21 protein-coding genes, 2 tRNA genes and 1 pseudogene are annotated in these 19726 nt (G+C 68.9%); 15 read left to right on the top strand and 9 right to left on the bottom strand.

Translation table 11 applies throughout. From position 1 onward, the window contains the following. Positions 1-19 precede the first annotated feature (19 nt). Positions 20-370 carry a hypothetical protein gene (locus ABS361_20750; GenBank protein ID XBY44411.1) on the top strand — a complete coding sequence of 117 codons (351 nt, stop codon included), beginning with the start codon at positions 20-22 and terminating at the stop codon, positions 368-370. A gap of 14 nt (positions 371-384) precedes the next feature. Here ABS361_20750 and ABS361_20745 read toward each other — a convergent pair whose 3' ends face one another. Then, positions 385-948 carry a gamma-glutamylcyclotransferase gene (locus ABS361_20745; protein ID XBY44410.1) on the bottom strand — a complete coding sequence of 188 codons (564 nt, stop codon included), beginning with the start codon at positions 946-948 and terminating at the stop codon, positions 385-387. A 279-nt stretch (positions 949-1227) separates the two neighbouring features. Between ABS361_20745 and ABS361_20740 the strand changes: the two genes are divergently transcribed. The 4 genes from ABS361_20740 (at position 1228) to ABS361_20725 (ending at position 4583) form a co-directional block, all read left to right on the top strand. Continuing rightward, positions 1228-2226: a DUF2125 domain-containing protein gene (locus tag ABS361_20740; GenBank protein XBY44409.1), complete on the top strand. Its 999-nt coding sequence runs from the start codon at positions 1228-1230 to the stop codon at positions 2224-2226. A 77-nt stretch (positions 2227-2303) separates the two neighbouring features. Then, a complete protein-coding gene (locus tag ABS361_20735) occupies positions 2304-2534 on the top strand; it encodes a hypothetical protein (GenBank protein XBY44408.1) in 231 nt (76 codons plus the stop codon). 146 nt (positions 2535-2680) lie between these two features. Then, positions 2681-2755, top strand: a tRNA-Val gene (locus ABS361_20730). 142 nt (positions 2756-2897) lie between these two features. Continuing rightward, entirely contained in the window at positions 2898-4583 is a 1686-nt protein-coding gene (locus tag ABS361_20725) for an acyl-CoA synthetase (protein XBY46973.1), read from the top strand. A 31-nt stretch (positions 4584-4614) separates the two neighbouring features. Here the strand turns inward: ABS361_20725 and ABS361_20720 are convergent, their stop codons facing one another. From ABS361_20720 to ABS361_20710, 3 genes are read right to left on the bottom strand one after another with little or no spacing between them, the layout of a single operon-like run. Next, positions 4615-5775: a GNAT family N-acetyltransferase gene (locus ABS361_20720; GenBank protein XBY44407.1), complete on the bottom strand. Its 1161-nt coding sequence runs from the start codon at positions 5773-5775 to the stop codon at positions 4615-4617. Beyond that, positions 5763-7145, bottom strand: a complete 1383-nt coding sequence (locus ABS361_20715; GenBank protein XBY44406.1) for a lipopolysaccharide biosynthesis protein — start codon at positions 7143-7145, stop codon at positions 5763-5765. Before ABS361_20715 ends, ABS361_20720 begins: the two co-directional genes overlap by 13 nt. A 52-nt stretch (positions 7146-7197) precedes the next feature. Next, positions 7198-7578, bottom strand: a complete 381-nt coding sequence (locus ABS361_20710; GenBank protein XBY44405.1) for a L,D-transpeptidase — start codon at positions 7576-7578, stop codon at positions 7198-7200. A gap of 224 nt (positions 7579-7802) precedes the next feature. Here ABS361_20710 and ABS361_20705 point away from each other — a divergent pair, with 224 nt between their 5' ends. After that, positions 7803-8213: a hypothetical protein gene (locus ABS361_20705; GenBank protein XBY44404.1), complete on the top strand. Its 411-nt coding sequence runs from the start codon at positions 7803-7805 to the stop codon at positions 8211-8213. Positions 8214-8243: 30 nt separating this feature from the next. Here the strand turns inward: ABS361_20705 and ABS361_20700 are convergent, their stop codons facing one another. Continuing rightward, on the bottom strand, positions 8244-8669 hold the full coding sequence (locus ABS361_20700; protein ID XBY44403.1) for a response regulator: 426 nt from the start codon (positions 8667-8669) through the stop codon (positions 8244-8246). A 178-nt stretch (positions 8670-8847) separates the two neighbouring features. Here ABS361_20700 and ABS361_20695 point away from each other — a divergent pair, with 178 nt between their 5' ends. After that, on the top strand, positions 8848-9807 hold the full coding sequence (locus ABS361_20695) for an AEC family transporter (GenBank protein ID XBY44402.1): 960 nt from the start codon (positions 8848-8850) through the stop codon (positions 9805-9807). Between the two features lie 22 nt (positions 9808-9829). On the opposite strand, the gene gluQRS is transcribed toward ABS361_20695, so the two are convergent. Next, positions 9830-10732, bottom strand: a complete 903-nt coding sequence (gene gluQRS, locus ABS361_20690; GenBank protein XBY44401.1) for a tRNA glutamyl-Q(34) synthetase GluQRS — start codon at positions 10730-10732, stop codon at positions 9830-9832. A gap of 266 nt (positions 10733-10998) precedes the next feature. On the opposite strand from gluQRS, the gene ABS361_20685 reads away from it, so the two are divergent. The 3 genes from ABS361_20685 to ABS361_20675 all read left to right on the top strand — a co-directional run bounded on the left by ABS361_20685 (position 10999) and on the right by ABS361_20675 (position 13173). Continuing rightward, positions 10999-11643 carry a DNA-3-methyladenine glycosylase gene (locus ABS361_20685; protein ID XBY44400.1) on the top strand — a complete coding sequence of 215 codons (645 nt, stop codon included), beginning with the start codon at positions 10999-11001 and terminating at the stop codon, positions 11641-11643. A 119-nt stretch (positions 11644-11762) separates the two neighbouring features. Further along, positions 11763-12413, top strand: a complete 651-nt coding sequence (locus ABS361_20680; protein XBY44399.1) for a prolyl oligopeptidase family serine peptidase — start codon at positions 11763-11765, stop codon at positions 12411-12413. A gap of 202 nt (positions 12414-12615) precedes the next feature. Further along, the gene (locus ABS361_20675; GenBank protein ID XBY44398.1) at positions 12616-13173 is read left to right on the top strand and encodes an HNH endonuclease; all 558 of its coding nucleotides are present in this window, start codon (positions 12616-12618) and stop codon (positions 13171-13173) included. Positions 13174-13296: 123 nt separating this feature from the next. On the opposite strand, the gene ABS361_20670 is transcribed toward ABS361_20675, so the two are convergent. The 3 genes from ABS361_20670 to ABS361_20660 all read right to left on the bottom strand — a co-directional run bounded on the left by ABS361_20670 (position 13297) and on the right by ABS361_20660 (position 15302). After that, on the bottom strand, positions 13297-13827 hold the full coding sequence (locus ABS361_20670) for a hypothetical protein (protein ID XBY44397.1): 531 nt from the start codon (positions 13825-13827) through the stop codon (positions 13297-13299). A gap of 262 nt (positions 13828-14089) precedes the next feature. Beyond that, on the bottom strand, positions 14090-14644 hold the full coding sequence (locus tag ABS361_20665; GenBank protein ID XBY44396.1) for a disulfide bond formation protein B: 555 nt from the start codon (positions 14642-14644) through the stop codon (positions 14090-14092). A gap of 73 nt (positions 14645-14717) precedes the next feature. Then, positions 14718-15302 carry a YqaA family protein gene (locus tag ABS361_20660; GenBank protein ID XBY44395.1) on the bottom strand — a complete coding sequence of 195 codons (585 nt, stop codon included), beginning with the start codon at positions 15300-15302 and terminating at the stop codon, positions 14718-14720. A gap of 324 nt (positions 15303-15626) precedes the next feature. Between ABS361_20660 and ABS361_20655 the strand changes: the two genes are divergently transcribed. The 5 genes and pseudogenes from ABS361_20655 to ABS361_20635 all read left to right on the top strand — a co-directional run bounded on the left by ABS361_20655 (position 15627) and on the right by ABS361_20635 (position 19712). After that, positions 15627-15712 (top strand) — tRNA-Leu (locus ABS361_20655). 219 nt (positions 15713-15931) lie between these two features. Then, positions 15932-16659, top strand: a pseudogene (locus ABS361_20650) (VIT family protein). Between the two features lie 174 nt (positions 16660-16833). Further along, the gene (locus ABS361_20645) at positions 16834-17823 is read left to right on the top strand and encodes an AraC family transcriptional regulator (GenBank protein ID XBY44394.1); all 990 of its coding nucleotides are present in this window, start codon (positions 16834-16836) and stop codon (positions 17821-17823) included. Positions 17824-17956: 133 nt separating this feature from the next. Further along, positions 17957-19198 carry a flavin-dependent oxidoreductase gene (locus ABS361_20640; GenBank protein ID XBY44393.1) on the top strand — a complete coding sequence of 414 codons (1242 nt, stop codon included), beginning with the start codon at positions 17957-17959 and terminating at the stop codon, positions 19196-19198. Positions 19199-19265: 67 nt separating this feature from the next. Next, complete coding sequence (locus ABS361_20635; protein ID XBY44392.1) at positions 19266-19712, top strand: cupin domain-containing protein; 447 nt, start codon at positions 19266-19268, stop codon at positions 19710-19712. Positions 19713-19726: the final 14 nt, after the last annotated feature.

Below are 19726 nucleotides of genomic sequence, written 5' to 3'. Positions count from 1 at the left end.
GGGACGCCTGGAGAGGGCGATGCGCGGTTTGTTGCAGATGGTCGGTCAGCCCATGAGTGCCCGTTCGATCGGGCTCGGCGAACGTTTCCGCTACTGGAGCGGAGCGAGCGGCCGTCGCTATCTGTTTTCCTCGATGTCGACCGCGGCGCTCGACGACCTCACCAATGTCGTGGTGCTGCTCGTCGCCACCGACATGCGCGGCGAGCACCAGGTCGTCTGGCTCGGCGAGATCGATGGCGAGGGCGTCCGGTCCGGCCAGCCGGTCGGCCAGGCCAAGGACCGGCCGACCCGCGCCTATGTCCACCTGCTCGCGGGCTCCGACGACGAGCGCCGCGCCATCCTGCTCGACCTCACCGCCGGCCGCGCCTGATTCAGCCGAGGCCCTCACTCGATATCGTCGTGTTCGACGACCGGCGTCGCCTGTTCCCGCTCGAGCCGCGCCGCCAGCCGCGCCAGCGTCGGATCGGCGATGCCGAGCCCGACCAGATGCCGGGCCGTCGCCAGCACGTAATCCGGATTGATGCCCGACTTGCCGCGCGAGCGGCTGACCAGCCGGTGCACCTCGTCCTCGTCGAGCCGGCCGGCGTATTGGGGATGGCCGCGGTCGGCGACATAGGTGACCGCCTCGACCACCCGGCCGGAGCCGTCGTCGAGGCGCACTGGGCGGTGGATCTCGCGATAGACCGCCGTCACCTGCTCGCGTTCGCGCAAGTAGTCGATGACCGCCCCACGGTTCGCCGGCTCGACCCGGAACGCCAGCCCGCGACAGCTGCCGCCGCGATCGAGCCCGAGCACCAGCCCCGGCGCCTCCGGCGTGCCGCGGTGCACGGTCGAATAGATGCACAGCGCCCGGTGCCAGCCGGCGAGCCGCGCCGGCGCCTGCTCGGCGAAGGCAAAGCCCGGGTTCCACATCAGCGACCCGTATCCGAACACCCAGAGATCCTGCATCGGCGCGACTGTCCTCCGTCGTGCGCGGCGGCCGGCACCCGCCCAAGCCTTCGTTCTTAGAGCAAGGTCCGGTCGGAGTGAAACGCGCCGATCGGCGACGGACTGTGCAAGAACCGCAGCGGCCCGATGCTACGAGGCCGGCGTCGGCACGGCCTTGCTTCCCGGCCACGACCGGGGCACGTGCCGCCGCCTTCGAAACGCCGCATCTCGCGACCGTGATCGCGGCGCTGGACTGAAGTCGTCGCGCCCTCGTATCAGAGGGGCGAACCGGGAGGCCGCATGAGCAAGCGCGCGAAGATCATCAGCGCCGTCGTCGTTGTCGTCGCGATCGGCGTGTCCGTCGCCTGGAGCCAGATCCGGACGCGCGTGGTCGAGGAGATGGACCGGCAGATCGGCCTCATGGCCGCGCGCGGCGTCGCAGTCACCTGCAAGGACCGCACGGTCTACGGCTTCCCGTTCCGGATCGAGCTCGCCTGCGCCGATCCCGGCCTGACCGCAAAGGACGGCACCACGGTGTCGGCCAAGGCGCTGCGCGCGGTGACGCTGCTCTACAATCCGTTCCTGGTCATCGTTGAACTCGACGGCCCCTTCACCCTGCGCCGGCCCGACGGCGTTGCGGTCGATGCGTCCTGGAAGGTGCTGCAGGCGAGCATCCGGCTCGGCTCCAGCGGACCCGAGCGGGTCTCGATCGCGGCCGACGATCTCGACATCGCCGCAAGCGGCGGCGATCGCCCGCCGGTGAAGCTCGTCGCGGCCCATGGCGAGCTGCATGCCCGCCATGCGGCCGATGCGACCGGCCCCTTCGATGCCGACCTCGCCGCCCAGTTCGATCGCGCGACCCTGACCGAGGCCGCGAAGCCGCTCGGCCCCGAGAAACTCGACATCACGCTCGACGCGACCGTGCTCGGCGTGCCCGCGCCGGGCGCGCCGGAGCCGGGCAAAGCCTGGGCAGCAAACGGCGGCAAGGTCGAACTGCGCAACCTGTCGCTCGTCACGTCGAAGGAGATGAAAGTCGAGGGAACCGGCAGCTTCGGCCCGCGTCCGGACGGCCTGGTCGATGGCCGGATCCGGCTGACCGCATCGGGCCTCGAGCGGGTCGCGAGCGGCGGCAAGCTCTCGCCGGAACTGGCCGCGGTCGCCACGGGCTTCCTGTTCATGGGCGCGCCGGTCGAGACCGGCGACAAGCGCGGCCGGGCCCTCGATCTCGTCATCGAACAGGGCCGTCTGAAGCTCGGCAAGATGGCGCTCGGCACGCTGCCGGCGGTCTACAATCCCTAATATTGCAGTAAAGTCATAAAGCTAGCGTTAACCATTCAGCGCCACGATCGGAACACGGGTATCTCAGGAGATGGGCCGTGTTCGTAATGCCGGAAGCGCGGATTTTCGAAGGTGCGACACTCGATTTCCGCGACGAGCAGGAGATCGACTGGGACAACGTGCTGTCCCGGCTCGGCGTCCCGCAGCTTCAGCGCCTGCTCGACATCATGGATCAGGTCGACGCCGGCCATCACATGACCGAGACGGAGCGGCAGGAGATCATCGCCATGTTCGCCGCCGCCGACGTGTCGATCTCCTTCGCCGCCTGACGATTTTCGGGCGCGTGCGACCGCGCTGAACCGCGACCGGCGCGAAGCTCGGGGATGGCCGCACCGCCTCGCTTGACTTGCAGGGTCGAGCCCCCTTATATCGCCGCATTCCCGAGGCGCCCTTCGCGGGCGCCGCCGATGGTATCGGGCGCGTAGCTCAGCGGGAGAGCATTCGCTTCACACGCGAAGGGTCACAGGTTCAATCCCTGTCGCGCCCACCATTCGACCCAAGCCTCAAGCTGTCGTCCCACAGACCGTATCCGAGCGTGATCTGCGTCTGGCGCAAACACGAAAACGTCATGCTGCACCGCGGCATCAAATCGGATAAGGTCCGCCTCCCCGACCGACCTGTTGCGGCACATGATGCTCCCCGACGCGTCCTCCTATGAAGAGCTCATGGCACGGTTCCGCTGGGTCGTGCCCGAGCGATACAACATGGCCGTCGACGCCTGCGACAAGTGGGCGGCGATCGAGCCGGACCGCGTCGCGTTGATCCACCGCCGCGCCGACGGCCGCACCGACCGCTGGTCCTACGACCGGCTCGCGCGCGCCTCGAACCGGCTCGCCAATGCGTTGGTCGATCTGGGCGTCCGCCGTGGTGACCGCGTGGCGATCCTGCTGCCGCAGTCGCCCGAGACCGCGATCGCCCATTTCGCCGTCTACAAGCTCGGCGCCATCGCGCTGCCGCTCGCCAACCTCTTCGGCGTCGAGGCGCTCGCCTATCGGCTCGGCGATTCCGGCGCCACCACGGTCATCACCGACAAGGCGGGCGCCGCCAAGCTCGCCGCGATCCGCGACCGTGTCGCACCGCTGACCGTGCTCTCGGTCGACGGCGCGACCGACGGCGCGGCGGACTTCCACAAGCTGCTCGCCCGCGCCTCCGAGAGTTTCCGGCCGGTGCCGACCGGGCCGGACGATCCGGCGCTGATGATCTATACCTCGGGCACGACCGGCCCGCCGAAAGGCGCGCTGCACGGCCATCGCGTGTTGCTCGGCCATATCCCGGGCGTGCAGTTCGCACACGAATTCCTGCCCGTCGACGGCGACCTGATGTGGACGCCCTCCGATTGGGCCTGGGCGGGCGGCCTGCTCAACGCGCTCTTGCCGTCGCTCGCGCTCGGCGTGCCGGTGGTCGCCTGCCGGTTCGAGAAGTTCGATCCGGATCTCGCCTACTGGCTGATGGCACAATACGGCGTGCGCAACGCCTTCATCCCGCCGACGGCACTGAAGATCCTGCGCGGCGTGCCGAACGCGCGCGAAAAATACCCGCTGAACCTGCGCACGGTCGGTTCCGCCGGCGAAGCGCTCGGGCGCGAGACCTACGAGTGGGCGCGGGCCGAACTCGACATCGTCGTCAACGAGTTCTACGGCCAGACCGAGTGCAACATCGTGATCGGCTCCTGCGGCCGGCTCGGCGTCACGCGCGCCGGCGCGACGGGACGCACCACGCCGGGCCACGAGGTCGCGATCATCGCCGCCGACGGCACGGTCCTGCCGACCGGCTCGCTCGGCCAGATCGCCGTCGCCCGTCCCGACCCGGTCATGTTCCTGAACTACTGGAATCGCCCCGAAGCCACGGCGGAGAAGTTCGTCGGCCGCTGGATGACCACCGGCGACCAGGGCGTCATGGACGAGGACGGCTACATCCACTTCGTCGGCCGCGACGACGACGTGATCACCTCGTCGGGCTATCGCATCGGCCCGGCCGAGATCGAGGACTGCATCATCGGCCACCCGGCGGTCGCGCTCGCCGCCGTGGTCGGCAAGCCCGACCCGCTCAGGACCGAGATCGTCAAGGCCTTCGTGCGGCTGGTCGACGGCCACGAGCCGAGCGAGGCGCTCGCGGCCGAGATCCGCGACCACGTGCGGACGCGCCTCTCGGCGCACGAATATCCGCGCGAGATCGAGTTCGTCGACGAGATCCCGCTGACCACGACCGGCAAGGTCATCCGCCGGCATTTCCGCGAACGGGCGCAGACGGAAGCTGAGGTCACTGAGGCAGAGGTCCCCGAAGCCAAGGTGACCGGGGCGCCCGTCTCCGTCGGCTGAAGCGACACCCGCACCGGCCGAGCGACCGGCCTCAGCGGCGGTCGCCGAGCCGGCGCATTTCGCCGATGACACCCTTGGCCGCCTGTTTCAGCGCGGCCGCCGCGCCGAGCTCCGCCGCCGCGAGCCGCGCCCGATGCCCCGAGCGATCGAGCCCGACGATCACCGTGCCCATCGGCGCCCGCTCCTGCCAGCGGCTGCCGGCGAGCGGATGCGTCGCCACCGCGAGCGAGTCGGCCTCGGCGAAGCGGAGGTCGGCGAGCATGCGCTGCGTCGCCTGTTCGAACACGCGCACGCCGGGCGAGAACACGCTCTCGGCCTCGTCATAGGCGATCTTCCAGGCCACGAACTGCACCGGACCGCCGAGCCGGATCAGCATGGCGATCGGCCGTCCGTCGAGATCGATCCGGTCGATCGCGATCAGGCCGCGGCGCGCGAGCCCCTTGATCGCGGTCTCGGCGAAGGCGCGCACGCGCGGATCGTCGCGTAGCGCGGTGGCCCCCGCCCTTTCCAGCCGCTGCCCTCGAAGCGCGAGGAATTCATGGAAGGCGAGCAGCGCGCCCTCCCCCGTCGCCACGCCGCTCGTGACCACGCCGCGCTCGAGCAGCCGCCGCCAGAGCCGCGCATCCTCCTTGCGGCGATGGCGCGGGTGCGCGTTCCACCAGTCCGAGAAGCTGCGGCCGCCCGTCAGGACCGCCCGGCTCTCGCCGCGGGTCAGGAACAGCGAGCGCCCGTGCCGCCGCGCCGCGGCCTCCAGCGTCGCATAGACCGGGCCGTCGAGCCTCAGATGCGGCAGGACCAGCGCGGAGGCGGTCTCCGCGACCGCATCGAGCGCCATGGTCCAGAGATCCTCCGGCGCGCGGCGGTCGATCAGCGGCGTGCCGAGCGGCTGGAATTCATTGGCGAACACGGTCGGCACGCGCCCGCCGGCGAACAGGCCGGGCTGCCGGGCGAGCGGCAGCACCGCGTCGAGCCGACCGGTGCGGCGCACGGTCAGGATCTCGGCCTTGGGCGCGAAACAGCCGAGCGCCGGCAGCATGAATTCCGGCTCGCGGAACACGTTGTATTCGAGCGCACGCCCGGCGAGATCGGCGATCGCAGCCGCCTCGTCGGCGGCCGCTTCGAGGCCGAGGTGATGCACCTCGCCGCCGAGGCCCCCGGTCGAAACGACGAAGTCCGGACTCAACCGGCCCATGGTTCGGCCTCCCTGGCGAGCGAAACATGCGGCGCCACCCGGGCGCCGGCGAAGACGAAAACGTCGAGCCCGAGCGCGAACCGCGCCGCGACCGAGAAGGCGATCGCCTCGACGCCCATGCCGAGCGCCGCCGCGGTCGCCGCACCGACGATGCCGAACATCGGCGTCAACACGACCCCGAAGCCGAGCATGGTCGCGAGCGAACCCGCATAGACCAGCGCCGCCAGTCCCTGCCGACCGGACATGGTCAGCAGCGTCTCGGCCGGCCCGACCGAGGCGCGCGCCAGGAGCCCGAGCGCCAGCACGGCCATGACGATCTCGCCGCCGGCGAAATCGCGGCCGAACAGCGCCAGCATCCAGGGCGCCGCCGCCAGCGTCACGGCCGCGAAGCCGGCCGCCGGCCAGAACGTCCAGCGGCTCGCCCTGAGCGCGGCCGCCGCCAGCGCCGCGCGATCACCGTCGTGAACCCGGGTCGCGAACTCGCGCGCAGCCGCAGTGCGCACCGCGTATTGGACGAACTGCACCAGCGCGAGCGACTTCGCCGCCGCAAAATAGACCGCAACGTCGTTCGGCTCCGCTATGAGACCGACCATCAGCACGTCGGCGCCGGTGATCAGCACGAAGGCGATGTCGACCATCAGGATCGGCAGCGCCTCGCCCGTCCAGCGCACCATGCGCATCTCGGGCGTATAGGTCGGTGCGGTGACGTGAAGCCGACGACCGAGGAACAACAGCTGCAGACCGCCGGTGATCCAGGTCGCGCCGATCGCGGCGATCAGCGCGCTCTCGGTCGAGATCACGGAGCCCGCTGCCAGCGACATGACGACGAGGAGCAGAATCAGGAGCGGCCTGAGGATGTAGGTCGGGCCGAGCGCCAGATCCGGCCAGTCCTGCGCCCGCGCGGTGCCATCCTGGATCTCCGTCACCGCAAAGAGCGGCAGGCAGGCCGCGCCGAGCATGATCGGCACCCGCCAATCCGGATCGATCAGCGTCGGCAACGCCTGCACGACGACCACCGCGCCGAGCGCAAAGGCCGAGGCGACCGTGAAGGCGATGAGCCGCGCCGCGGTGATCATCCCGCGCAGCGAGGCGAAGGCGCGCGCGGCCATGAACTTCGGCGTCGAGCGGACGACCAGCGTTTCGAAACCGAGGCCGGAGACCGGGCCGATCAGCGTCACCGCCGTCCAGACGACGACATAGACGCCATAGTCGTGCCCCCCCATCGAGCGAGCGAGCACGACCTGCAGGCCATAGGCGAGCCCGGCTGCCGCAACGCGGACCGCGAAGGCAGCAAGCGCCATGCGCCGGGCCGGTTCGGCCCCGCCGTTCGCGGTCCTGTCGTCCTCGGCTGTCTCGCCCGGGATCGGCATCGATCCTCCCCTTCGGCCCTGACAGGGCCACGCACGGTCGGATCGTCGTCGATCAGTCGTAGACCACGATCCTGGCGTTGTTTAACCCGTGACTCCGCACGAGACCGTAAAGAACCGCGGCGTGCTGGGGCGCCAGCCGGACACAGCCGTGTGATGCCGGCCGGCCGAGATTGCGCGTCTCATAGGTTCCGTGGATCGCAACGCCGCCGGTGAAGAAGATCGAATGGGGCATCGGCGAATTGTGATACTTGCGCGAATAGTATTTCGCGTGCAGCGCCTGTGGCCTCCACGCCCCGCGCGGCGTGTCGTAGCCTCGCCGACCGGTCGAAACCGCCCATTCGTAAGTGGATCGACCGTCGACGACGACGCGCATACGCTGCGACGACACGTCGATCCGTGCTTCGACCGCCGCTTCCGCGGCGCGCGGCACCATGAACAACAATCCGAAAACGACAAGCAGAAGACCGAAAACGCGCATCTGAGCCCGCCTTCCACACATGGACTGAAACGAACGCGGTGTTCACCGCCTCAATACAGACGGACATTATCGACTGGAAAGTCGTGACAACGCCGTCATTGCGAGCTTAATAACGCTGACTGTGACGAATCACGAGAACAATCGAAAAGTAACCTTTATCGATGAAACCCCGATCCCCCATGCGCCTCCCCGTCGCCCTCGGCGCTCCGATCGTCGCCCTCGGCGTCCTGATCGTCGCTCTCGCGCCCCGTCCCGCCCGTGCCGAAGACATGCCGAAGGCACTGCTGCCCGAGCTGATCGCGACCGAACATGCGCTGTGCCGCACCTCGGTCGGCTACGGCCAGCGCTTCGTACAATTCGTCGACGTCCGCGGCGACGGCCGGCGCGGTGTGCTGCTCGATTATTCGGATGCCATGTGCGGGGGCGTGCCGCAGTCGTTCTGCGACGGATCGGGCTGCCTGATCCGGGTCTACGCCAATGACAAGGGCGCCTGGCGCAAGGTCTACGACGGCCACGCGCGCGGCTGGCGGGTCGAGAAGGCGGAAGGCAAGGCGGCGCTCACCATCGACGGCAAGCGCCTCGGCGGCTGATGGTCCTCGCTTGTCAGGTCGCGGCGGGCTTCAGACGCCCGCGCGACCCGAGACGCCGGCGAGCAGGCGGTAGAGATCGCGCACGCCGTAGGGCTTGGTCATCCAGTCCACGAACATGGGCGGCACCACCGGCGGCCGATCGCGGCCGGTGACCGCGACGATCGGCACGCCGCGCATGGTCGGCAGCCGGGCGATCTCCTCGGCCAGCCGGTCGCCCGGCCGGTCCGGCAGACCGAGATCGACCAGCACCACGTCATAGCGCCGCTGCGCCGCCGCCAGCATCGCCTCCTCCGCGGAGCCGACCACATCGACGTCGGCCCCCGTGCCGCTGACCATGGCTTTCAGGAGTGACCGCCCGACCTCGTGGTCGTCGACCGCGAGGACGCAGAGCCCGGTCAGCGGGGCGAGCCCGCCGACGCGCCTTGCCAGTCCCGCCGGCTCATATCCGCGCACCATACTCGACACTCCGTGATGCCCGCGCCCGCCCCGTCCAGGCCGGACGCGGCACGCTCCCGACTTTCCTATCGAACTCCCCTTAATCCTCGACTAAACAGGCGCCTTCTCCGGCCGGCGCCGCGCCGGCCGCAATCCCGGGCGCGCCGAGCCGGCATCGCCCGCCTTCCGGAGCCGCGCCTTGCCGATCGCGACCGTCGCCGAAATCGTCCTGCCGGTGTTCGGGCTGATCCTGCTCGGCTGGGTCGCCGGGCGGCTGCGCTGGTTCGGCGAGGGCGTCGGCGAGGCGCTGGGCGAATTCGTGTTCCAGCTGCCGATCCCGGTGCTGATGTTCCGGACCATCGGCACGGCACACCTACCGGAAGGCTCGCCGATCCCGCTCTGGCTCTCGTATTTCGCTGGCGCCGGCCTGGTCTGGGCGCTGGCGCAGATGATGACGACGCGCCTCGCCGGCCGCTCGCACGGCGAGGGCGTGATCGCCGGCCTCTCGGCCTCGTTCTCGAACCTGCTGGTGATCGGCGTGCCGCTGCTCACCACGGCCTATGGCGAGGCCGGCGTGGTCGTGCTGTTCGTGATCGTCTCGATCCATCTGCCGATCATGATGACCGCCGGCACGCTGATGACCGAGCATGCGGTCCGCCGCGATGCCGGCGACGCGACACCGTTGTCGATCGGCCGGCTGCTCGGTCGGATCGTGAAAAACCTCGCGACCAGTCCGATCGTGATCGCGGTCTTCGCCGGCGGGCTCTGGCGCATCTCGGGTCTCGAGTTCGGCCCGGTCGCCAAGGGCATGATCGACGGCCTCGCCGCCTCGGCGACGCCGCTGGCGCTGGTGTCGATGGGCATGGGCCTCGCGCGCTATTCGCTCCGCGGCGCGCTGCCGCTCGCGCTGATGAGCTCGACCCTGAAGCTCGCGGTCATGCCGCTGGCCGTGTGGGTCCTGACCGCCAAGGTCGCGCACCTGCCCGAGCTCTGGGTCAATGTCGCAACCATCTCGGCCGCCGCGCCGTCGGGCGCGAACAGCTACCTGTTCGCGGTCCGCTTCCGCGTCGGCCACGCGCTCGCGTCGAGCGCCATCGCCCTGTCGACGCTCATGGCCGTCGTCACCATCACGCTCTGGCTGGCGATCCTGCCGCACTGACCCGCAAGGTCCGCCACGCGCCTCAGCCCGGCGGCAGGCCGACCAGCTTGCGAATGTCCGCCGGCGTCGCGCCGCCGGCCCGGAGCGATTTCAGGCTCGTGTCGCCGAACGACTTCGACAGTTTGCGGCCGGTCTCGTCGAGCACCAGCCGGTGGTGATGATAGACCGGCGCCGGCAGGTCGAGCAGCACCTGCAACAGCCGGTGCACGCTGGTCGCGTGAAAGAGGTCGAGCCCGCGCACCACATGGGTCACGCCCTGGAGCGCGTCGTCGACCACCACCGACAGGTGATAGCTGGTCGGCACCTCCTTGCGCGCGATCACGACATCGCCCCAGCGCTCCGGCCGCGCCGCGATCGTGCCGGCCTCGCCGTCCGGCCCGACGCCCGTCTCGGTCCAGTCGAGCGGCCCGGCGAGCGCATTGGCGGCCGCGATCGCCTCGGCGATCTTGAGCCGGAAGGCATAGGGCTTGCCGGCGATCATGGCCGCCTCGACCGCCTTCTCGTCGAGCCCGCGATCGTCGCCCGGATAGAGCGGCGCGCCGTCCGGATCGCGCGGCCAGATCCGCCCCTGCGCCTCGGCCGCCTCGACCCGCGCCTTGATCTCGGTGCGGGTCAGGAACGACGGATAGACAAGCCCGCGCGCCCACAGCCGGTCCATCGCCTTGCGATAGGCGTCGAAATGCTCCGACTGCCGACGGATCGGACCGTCCCAGGTGATGCCGAGCCAGGCGAGATCCTCGACGATGCCGCGCTCGTACTCCGGCCGGCAGCGCGTGACGTCGATGTCCTCCATGCGCAACAGGAACAGCCCGCCCGCGGCGCGCGCCATGGCGTGGTCGACCAGCGCGGAGAGCGCGTGACCGAGGTGGAGATCGCCGTTCGGGCTCGGCGCGAAGCGGAAGACGGGACGGGGCTCGGCGGTCATCGACGACACTCGGCGGATCGACCGCGACGGGGCGGCGATCGATCTTCTGATTCCGGACGCGGGCGGACAAACCCGTTTCGACCGAAGCACTAGGCCGGCTCGGAGCGAAAGAGAACCCGTACCCTCGTCGAGCAGCCACCGCTCGCGCGAATGTGCCCGCGCGGAGCCACGAGCCCTCGTTCGTTTTCGGGATGCGCGTCGCGGCGCCCTGGTTCACACTCGCTTCGGGGAACCGCAGACCAGCAAGAAGAAGAGCACCTGAACCCATGCGACGGATCGACACCATCGACGACATCGAAGCCGGCATTGCGGCCCTGCGCGATCTGGACCCACGACTCGGGGCCGTGATCGAGGTCGCCGGCCCGGTACCGCTGCGCCGGCGCGAGCCCGGCTTCGAGGGACTGGCGCGCATCATCGTCGCCCAGCAGATCTCCGTCGCCGCGGCAGACGCGATCTGGGCGCGCTTCGCAGCCGCGATCGGCGCGATGACGCCCGCGGCCTATCTCGCGACCGCCCCGGAAGCCCTGAAGGCCGCCGGCCTCAGCCAGCCGAAGATCCGCACCCTGCAGGCGATCTCGGAGGCCTGCGCGAGCGGCGGGATCGATCTCCTCGCCGTCGCCGGCCTGACCGCCGAGGAGGCCCATGCGCAGATGACTGCGCTGAAGGGCGTCGGTCCCTGGACGGCCGACATCTTCCTCTTGTTCTGCGCCGGTCATCCCGACATCTGGCCCGGCGGCGACGTCGCGCTGCAGAACGCGATGCAGGACGCCTTCGGCCTCGAGACCCGGCCGGCGGAGAAACTGTGTCGCGCTCTCGCCGAGCCGTGGGCGCCGTGGCGCGGGGTCGCGGCCCGGTTGTTCTGGGCCTATTATCGCGTCCGCAAGGGCGGCCGCGAGGTTCTGCCCACCTGAATGGACGACGGCGAGACGGCGGCACCGCCTTGTCGTGTGCCGTCGCATCGTCACCCAGCCGCCAGTCCCGCGCAGAACGTCCCGCAAGCTCAGCCCCGCCCTCCCACATCGAGCAGCCGATGACCCTTCTCGACGGTCCCCGTGTCGCCCCGGCCTCCGGCCGCCCGCCCCGCAGCCTGGTGGTGCTGCTGCATGGCTACGGCGCCGATGGCCTCGATCTGATCGATCTCGCCCGCGCCTGGGCGCCGCGCCTGCCCGATACCGCTTTCGTCGCGCCGAATGCGCCCGAGCGCTGCGATGCCTCGGCCTTCGGCTATCAGTGGTTCCCGCTCAGCTTCCGCGATCCGCACGAGTATCGGCGCGGCGCCGAGGCCGCGACGCCGCTGCTCGATGCCTTCCTCGACGGCGAGCAGATGCGTCTCGGCCTCGACGACCGCGCGACGGCGCTGGTCGGCTTCAGCCAGGGCGCGATGATGGCGTTGCATGTCGGCCTGCGCCGCATCGGCGGCGTCGCCGGCATCGTCGGCTATTCGGGCCTGCTGCCCGGACCCGAGACGATCGAGGCCGAGGCCCTCGCGAGCCCGCCGGTCCTGCTCGTCCACGGCAGCGCCGACGATGTCGTCGATCCCGCGCATCTGCCGGCCGCGGTGGCGGCGCTGACGCGAATCGGTATCGCTGCGGAATGGCACACGCGCGATCGCCTCGGCCACGGCATCGACGACGTCGGCTTGGCGATCGCGGGACGCTTCCTCGAGCGCGTGTTGGCGTGACCCGTGACAAATCGGCCGCTTCGGGACGCAGAAAATCACCGGCTGCTGCGTACGACACCGGCTTCACAAGGCTGACACAGCGCCTATACAATATCCCTCGTGTTCGTGGTCGAGCGGTCCGCTGCGCCCGAACCGGTACGGAGAGGACCGCTCCAGCGCGTCCGGCATCCCCTGCAGGGAGCCGGGAACGAGGAGCGTACTCTTGACGATCCACGTTTCGCCGGAAGCTCATCCAGCCCTCGTACTCAATGCGGACTTCCGTCCCTTGAGCTACTACCCGCTGTCGATCTGGTCGTGGCAGGACGCGATCAAGGCGGTGTTCCTGGATCGGGTCAATATTGTCTCCGAATACGACTTCATGGTCCGCAGCCCGACCTTCGTGATGCGGCTGCCGTCGGTCGTATCGCTCAAGGCCTATGTGAAGCCGTCGCGCACGCCGGCCTTCACCCGCTTCAACGTGTTCCTGCGCGACCGCTTCCAGTGCCAGTATTGCGGCTCGCGCGAGGACCTGACCTTCGACCACCTGATCCCGCGCTCCAAGGGCGGCGCGACCACGTGGGAGAACGTGCTGACCGCCTGCTCGCCGTGCAATCTGCGCAAGGGCAACAAGTCGACCGACGAGATCGGCATGCATCCGTTCCAGATGCCCTACCGGCCGAGCGTCCACGACCTGCACAACAACGGCCGCATGTTCCCGCCGAACTTCCTGCACGAGAGCTGGCTCGACTATCTCTACTGGGATACCGAACTGGAGCCGTGAGGCGAACCGCAGGGCGCGCGGCGCGCCGGCCGGACCACGGAAATGCAAAGGCCGCCGCCCCTTGCCGGGACGGCGGCCTTGCCGTTCATGGCCGACCGATGCACCGATCGACCCGCCGTGCGATCAGTGGCAGTCCTTGTACTCGTAGGGCTTGCCGTACATGTCGTGCTTGATGATCGTCTTGCAGATCGCGCCCGGCACCTGCCGCTTCGGCGGCGGCGGACGGCGGACGATCACCTCTTCCTCTTCGTAGGTGTCGTCGTAGTAGCGCTGGTTCGCCTGGTTCTGCGTGATCGCGCTGCCGATGATGGCGCCGCCGATGATCGCCGCCGCGACGCCCGCACCGTCGTCGTCATAGCGGCGGTGATAATACGGGCGGCTGTTGTAGTAGGGGCGATTGTAGTAGGGCCCACCGCCATAATAGGGGCGGCTGCCATAGTTCGGGCGCGGATGATAGGTCTGCGCCGGCGGCACATAGGGGCGGTTCACCTGCGGCGGGCGGCGGTTCTGGTCTTGCGGCACCGGCAGCATGCGGTCCTGGTTGGTCGGCGTGCAGGACGGCGGGCACTTTTGCGCCGCCGCCGGCGAAACCATCGCCAGGCCCGCCGCCGCGACGACAAACGACGCGATGGCGGTCGAAACGATTTTCTTCATCGAATCCTCCAGTGAAATTTCCTGATCGCGATGTCGCGACCGGCCCTCCTCTGCCCGACCACCTTCGCAGGGGCCTTGTCCGGGGGCATGGTCCGGGGCCTTGTCCGGGATCCCGGTTCGGGGTCCCTGTCGCGAACGCGCGTCCAATCGGCGTGTTCCCAAGCGTTGGGCTCGCGCCGATATGACATGTAGGTAACGATTGAAGCAAAATCATTGCGTAGCATTCGCTACGCGATGCCACAGCCCTCCGGAGCCCGGATGATCAGCCGCGGCGCGGCAGCATCGCGGCCCGCAGGGCGCCCAACGCCACGATCGAGGCTGCGACCACGTTCCAGCCGGCGAAGCTGAGGCCGAGCAGGCGGAACTGCACCTTGGTGCAGTCGACGATCTTCACCTTGTCGAGGCTGCCGAGCAGATCGGTCGCCGAGCCCGGGATCGTACCGCCGCGCGTGGCGCCGCAATCGGTCGGCCCGGCCCAGAACCCCCACTCCGCCCCCGACTGGTACACCCCGAGACCGGCGCCATAGACGAGGATCGCCGCGCCGGCGACGAGCGCCACACGGGCGAGCCACGCCGGACCGCCGAACCGGTCGGCGATGATCGCGATCGCGATGAGCGGCAGCCCCCAATAATAGGGATCGCGCTGCTCGAGGCAGAGCTTGCATGGCACATAGCCGCCGATCAGCTCGAAGCCCCAGGCGCCGGCGATGGTCGCAAGCCCGATCAGCAGCACGAGCGACGCCAGCGTCGGCCGATCGCGAAACGCACGGGCAACGAAGCCGCCCATCGGAGTGCCCGAAAGGGGGGAGGACGCCATGGTCATCGGCTTCATGCCTTCTCGACGGGATCGGGGCGGATCACCCTGGCGGAGCGCCCGGATCGTTAGCTCTTCAGTGGGCGAGCTTAAGCCCGACGTAGATCAGAATTGCGGCGGCCGCAACGGCGCCGGCGATCACACCCAATCGCTTTTCGATGAACGCGCGGATCGGCTCGCCATAACGGCGGAGCAGGAAGGCGATCAGGAAGAAGCGCGCGCCGCGCGCCACGATCGCCGAGACGATGAACAGCCAGAGATCGACCTTCACCACGCCCGACAGGATCGTCACGACCTTGATCGGCGGCAGGTGCGCGAGGCCGGAGGTGATCAGCAGCAGGAGAACCGAGCTGCCCCACTCGTCCTTGAGCCGCTCGAACGCCGCCGCCTTGCCGTAGAAGTCGAGGATCGGCCGCGCCAGCGTGTCGAAGGCGTAGTAGCCGAGCATCCAGCCGGCGATGCCGCCGAGCACGGACGCGACGGTCGCGATCAGCGCATAGCGATAGGCGCGCTCCGGCCGCGCCAACGTCATCGGCAGCACGAGCACGTCGGCCGGGATCAGGAACACCGAGCTCTCCACGAAGGCGATCACGGCGAGCCAAACCTCGGCGGACTTGCGGGCGGCGAGCGAAAGGGTCCAGTCGTAGAGGCGTTTCAGCATGGGGCTCGATCTACAGGAGCGATCGGGCTGCGTCTACCGGGCGGCGATGACCCGACGATGTCGGTGCCCGCGAGCGACCGCCGGTCGCCACGGCGCCGGCGGAACGCCAGGGCGGCGGGACAGTCTACGGCGGCCGCGCGTCCGGATCGCGGGACGGTCCAAGGCGAACGATCTGCAGGCGTCGGGGAGGCAGAAAGGCAGGGCACCCGCGCCCCGACTTTCCGGTGGGCGGTCCGCGCGGACGCGTTGACGGGGCGCCGACCATCGATAAGATGCGCCCCGCTTTGCCAAAAGCCTCCGGTCGCCTTGCGCGATACCGGCCGGGCCCCAGTGGCGAAATGGTAGACGCGGCAGACTCAAAATCTGTTGTCGGCGACGACGTGCTGGTTCGAGTCCGGCCTGGGGCACCACACCACGATTTTCGACCAGTTCGGACATTTTGGAAATCCGGGGAACCGCCGAACCGCGGATCGCCCAGGTTCTCAATCATGCGCCTGCGACCATTTTTAATTTTAGAATTATTCTAATTTAAGATAAGTTTGCCGACAGGACGTCATCGCCCGGAGCGATGATGGTGTCGCTTCGCCGCCTTCAACCCTACGGATATCCCTAACAGCCTGGATCGTCTGATGAATCATCTGCACCCGGAGCGTCATCTCGTCGAGCGCATCGGCTGGCTTCGTGCGGCCGTCCTCGGCGCGAACGCTGGCTTCGTGCGGCCGTCCTCGGCGCGAACGACGGCATCATTTCCACGGCCAGCCTCATGGTCGGCGTGGCGTCGGCCTCGTCGTCGCTGAGCGAAATGCTGGTCGCCGGCGCCGCGGGCCTCGCCGCCGGCTCGATGGCGATGGCTGCCGGTGAATATGTTTCGGTCAGCTCGCAGGCCGACACCGAACAGGCCGATCTGGCCCGGGAACGGCAGGAGCTGGGGACCCAGCCCGAGTTCGAGACCCGGGAACTCGCCGACATCTATGTCGAGCGAGGCGTCGCTCCAGATCTCGCGCTGGAAGTGGCCAAGCAGCTCATGGCCAAGGATGCCTTGCAAGCGCATGCGCGCGATGAGCTCGGCATCAACGAAATCACCACGGCCCGGCCGATCCAGGCCGCGCTGACCTCCGCCTTGACCTTCGCGCTGGGAGCCACGATCCCGCTGCTGACGGCCATGGCGTCGCCGTCGCATGTGGCCGTTTATACCGTTCCCGGCACGTCACTGACCTTCCTGGCGCTGCTCGGCGCCGCCGGTGCCCGGGCGGGCGGCGCGGACATCCTGAAACCGACCGTACGCGTCGCGTTCTGGGGCGCCTTCGCGATGGGTGTCACAGCCGGGGTCGGAGCCCTGATCGGCAAGGCCACCTGACAAGCAACACAAGCCGGCGCGCGCCTCGGCCATCGAGATCACACCCGCAACTCGACGCTCTCGCAACGGGAAGAGCGCCGAGACACTGCGCCGTATTGCCCCGTTTCTCTCCCGCTTTCCAACGCGAAAACCCGATGATACTTTATATCTAAATTATGACGGAGGGGCACTGTCATGATGGCGGACAACGGCTTTTCGCATCGGCTCTCGACGTCTCCCGAAGCGTTCCAGGCGACCATGTCGAGCCTGCTGCGGCCGTGCCGTTTCGGGCGGAAACTCGGGCGCGACTACCGCACCGAGGTCTTCCACGCCCGCATGCCCTCGCTCGGGCTGACCTTCGTGCGCATGGGCGAGACCGCCCGGATCGGCGTCGATGCCCACGAGGACATGACGCTCCTGCAGATCCCGCTCGCCGGCGCCTTCGTCTCCCGCGAGCCGCGCGGCCGCGATCTCGTCTGCCGCGCCGGCGCCAGCGCCCAGCTCGTCAATGCCAACGCGCCGATCGATCTCGAATTCGAACCCGACACCAGCATGCTGATCCTCAATCTCGATCGACGCCAGATCGACATCCTGGGCGGCAAGACGCGCGTCGACGGCTTCACCCACACGAGCCGGCTGGTGACGCTCGACAGCGGCGTGGGCCGCGCCTTCTTCAAGCTCGCGGTCTTCGCCACGCGCGAGCTGGAGATCCGCAAACAGGGCTTTTTCGAAGGCGGCCTCGCCGAGCACCTCGAGGATACGCTGATCGCCTCGCTCGAAGCCGCGCTCGACATCGCCGCGCCTGTCGAGGGCCGGACGGGTGCCCATACGGGTGGCCGCATCGCCATCGCGCCGTCGATCATCCGGCGTGCCGAAGCCTTCATGGCCGAAAGCCTGACCCGGCCGGTCAAGCTGACAGACATCGTCGCCGCCTCCGGCGCCAGTGCCCGCACGCTGCACCGGATGTTCCGTGAGGTGCGCGGCGACACGCCGCTCGGGGTCCTCAAGACGATGCGGCTCGATGCCGTGCACGCCCGCCTGACGAGCGGCAAGGCCGGCAACGGCGACGTCACCCGCATCGCCACCGAATTGGGCTTCAACCACATGGGCCTGTTCGCCGCCGACTACCGCAGCCGCTTCGGCTTGCTGCCGTCGGACACCATCCGCCTCAGCCGCACCCACTGAAATGGCGCATCGAAATCGGGCATGCCGCTTTTTCTGGCGGCCCATCGATAGAGTGGCGGTCCGGCGATAGAGTTACGTATTTGCTCCTATAGCATCGGCCCATCGAAGCAAATCCCCATCGAACGAGGCCGGCATGCGCGTGGCAATCATCGGCGGAGGTATCGGCGGCCTGACGACGGCGCTGATGCTGCACGCCCGCGGAATAGACTGTCAGATCTTCGAGGCCGCACCGGAAGTCAAGGAGCTCGGCGTCGGCATCAACGTCCTGCCCCATGCAATCCGGGAACTGGTCGATATCGGGCTTTTGCCGGCGCTCGACGCGGTCGCCATTAGAACCCGCGAGCTGATCTACTCGACGCGCCGCGGTCAGGAGATCTGGCGCGAGCCACGCGGGGTCGACGCCGGCTATGACGTGCCGCAGTTCTCGATCCACCGCGGCCATCTGCAGAAGCTGCTCTACGATGCGGTCGTCGAGCGCCTCGGTCCGGGCGCGATCGCGACCGGTCAGCCTTGCGTCGGCTACGCGCAGGACGAGGGCCGCGCCGTCGCCCGCTTCGCCGACACCGCGCCCATCCGCAGCGCCGAGGCCGATATCCTGATCGGCGCCGACGGCATCCATTCGGTCATCCGCAAGCAGATGTTCCCGAACGAGCCGGGGCTCAAGTGGAACGGCGTCATGATGTGGCGTGGCGCGGTCGAGAGCGAGCCGTTCCTCGACGGCCGCACCATGATCGTCGCCGGCGGCTTCACCTACAAGCTCGTGCTCTATCCGATCGCCGCCGGCTCCACGCCCGGCAAGGTGCTGAACAACTGGGTCGTCACCTATCGCCCCGGCACCGAGAACACGCCGGCGCCGAAGCGCGAGGACTGGAACCGGCGCGGCACGATCGAGGAACTGATGCCGCATGTCGAGAAGTTCGGCATCGACATCGTCGACCTCGCCGGCCTCGTCCGCGCGACCGAGACCTTCTTCGAATATCCGATGTGCGATCGCGACCCGCTGCCGTGGTGGGTCGACGGCCGCGTCGGCCTGCTCGGCGACGCCGCGCATCCGATGTATCCGGTCGGCTCCAACGGCGCGAGCCAGGCGATCATCGACGCGCGCGTGCTCGCCGATTGCCTCGCCGGCGCCGAGCACGGCCGCGCCGGCCTCGCCGCCTATCAGGCGACGCGGCTGCCCATGACCGCGGAGATCGTGCGCCTCAATCGCAAGGGCGGCCCGGAGGGCGTCATCGACGAGGTCGAGCGGCGCGCGCCGGACGGCTGCGCCGATCTCGACGCGGTGATCTCGTTCGCCGAGCGCGAGGCGATCGTGCGCGGCTACGCCTCGACTGCCGGTTTCTCGACCACCCAGGTCAATCGGGCACGCGCCTGACCATCAATCGCGGCCTGCGATCCGAGCACGCGCTCCGATCGGGCCTTGATCCAACGGAGGGAAGACAATGACCATTCTCGAAGCCGGCGTGACGGCGCCCGGCCAGTCGGTCGACGGCATCGTCTGGCACATCCTCGGCCAGACCTATGTGCCGAAGCACGTCTGCGACAGCTCGATGTCCTGGCACGCGACCTTTCCGCCCGGCACCTTCGTGCCGCCCCACATCCACACGACGCAGGACGAGTTCATCTACATGCTGGAGGGCCGCTTCGACCTGCTGCTCGACGGCAAGGAGGTCGTCGCCGAGGCCGGCGCGCTGATCAAGCTGCCGCGCAACGTCTCGCACGGCATCTTCAACAAGTCCGATCAGCCGGTGAAGTGCATCTTCTGGGTCTCGCCGACCGCCAAGCTGTGGGATCTGTTCGTGAAGATCGACGGCGTGCCCGACCCGGCCGAGGTGGTCCGGCTCGCCGGCCTCCACGAGGTCGACTTCCTGCCGCCGCCGCAAGGCTGACTGCCCGTCCCGAC

Source organism: Ancalomicrobiaceae bacterium S20, assembly GCA_040269895.1.
Taxonomy (GTDB): domain Bacteria; phylum Pseudomonadota; class Alphaproteobacteria; order Rhizobiales; family Ancalomicrobiaceae; genus Methyloraptor; species Methyloraptor flagellatus.
Note: the sequence above shows the minus strand (reverse complement) of the source record. Positions and strands in the feature narration are given on the sequence as shown.

Excerpts from the sequence above, each read along its gene's own strand:
- ABS361_20745 (XBY44410.1), bottom strand. The coding sequence starts at position 948 with ATGCAGGATCTCTGGGTGTTCGGATACGGGTCGCTGATGTGGAACCCG.
- ABS361_20725 (XBY46973.1), top strand. The coding sequence starts at position 2,898 with ATGCTCCCCGACGCGTCCTCCTATGAAGAGCTCATGGCACGGTTCCGC.
- ABS361_20640 (XBY44393.1), top strand. The coding sequence starts at position 17,957 with ATGCGCGTGGCAATCATCGGCGGAGGTATCGGCGGCCTGACGACGGCG.
- ABS361_20660 (XBY44395.1), bottom strand. The coding sequence starts at position 15,302 with ATGCTGAAACGCCTCTACGACTGGACCCTTTCGCTCGCCGCCCGCAAG.
- ABS361_20715 (XBY44406.1), bottom strand. The coding sequence starts at position 7,145 with ATGCCGATCCCGGGCGAGACAGCCGAGGACGACAGGACCGCGAACGGC.
- ABS361_20700 (XBY44403.1), bottom strand. The coding sequence starts at position 8,669 with ATGGTGCGCGGATATGAGCCGGCGGGACTGGCAAGGCGCGTCGGCGGG.
- ABS361_20710 (XBY44405.1), bottom strand. The coding sequence starts at position 7,578 with ATGGTGCCGCGCGCCGCGGAAGCGGCGGTCGAAGCACGGATCGACGTG.
- ABS361_20705 (XBY44404.1), top strand. The coding sequence starts at position 7,803 with ATGCGCCTCCCCGTCGCCCTCGGCGCTCCGATCGTCGCCCTCGGCGTC.
- ABS361_20680 (XBY44399.1), top strand. The coding sequence starts at position 11,763 with ATGACCCTTCTCGACGGTCCCCGTGTCGCCCCGGCCTCCGGCCGCCCG.
- ABS361_20645 (XBY44394.1), top strand. The coding sequence starts at position 16,834 with ATGATGGCGGACAACGGCTTTTCGCATCGGCTCTCGACGTCTCCCGAA.
- gluQRS (XBY44401.1), bottom strand. The coding sequence starts at position 10,732 with ATGACCGCCGAGCCCCGTCCCGTCTTCCGCTTCGCGCCGAGCCCGAAC.
- ABS361_20750 (XBY44411.1), top strand. The coding sequence starts at position 20 with ATGCGCGGTTTGTTGCAGATGGTCGGTCAGCCCATGAGTGCCCGTTCG.
- ABS361_20685 (XBY44400.1), top strand. The coding sequence starts at position 10,999 with ATGCGACGGATCGACACCATCGACGACATCGAAGCCGGCATTGCGGCC.
- ABS361_20720 (XBY44407.1), bottom strand. The coding sequence starts at position 5,775 with ATGGGCCGGTTGAGTCCGGACTTCGTCGTTTCGACCGGGGGCCTCGGC.
- ABS361_20635 (XBY44392.1), top strand. The coding sequence starts at position 19,266 with ATGACCATTCTCGAAGCCGGCGTGACGGCGCCCGGCCAGTCGGTCGAC.
- ABS361_20670 (XBY44397.1), bottom strand. The coding sequence starts at position 13,827 with ATGAAGAAAATCGTTTCGACCGCCATCGCGTCGTTTGTCGTCGCGGCG.
- ABS361_20665 (XBY44396.1), bottom strand. The coding sequence starts at position 14,644 with ATGGCGTCCTCCCCCCTTTCGGGCACTCCGATGGGCGGCTTCGTTGCC.
- ABS361_20740 (XBY44409.1), top strand. The coding sequence starts at position 1,228 with ATGAGCAAGCGCGCGAAGATCATCAGCGCCGTCGTCGTTGTCGTCGCG.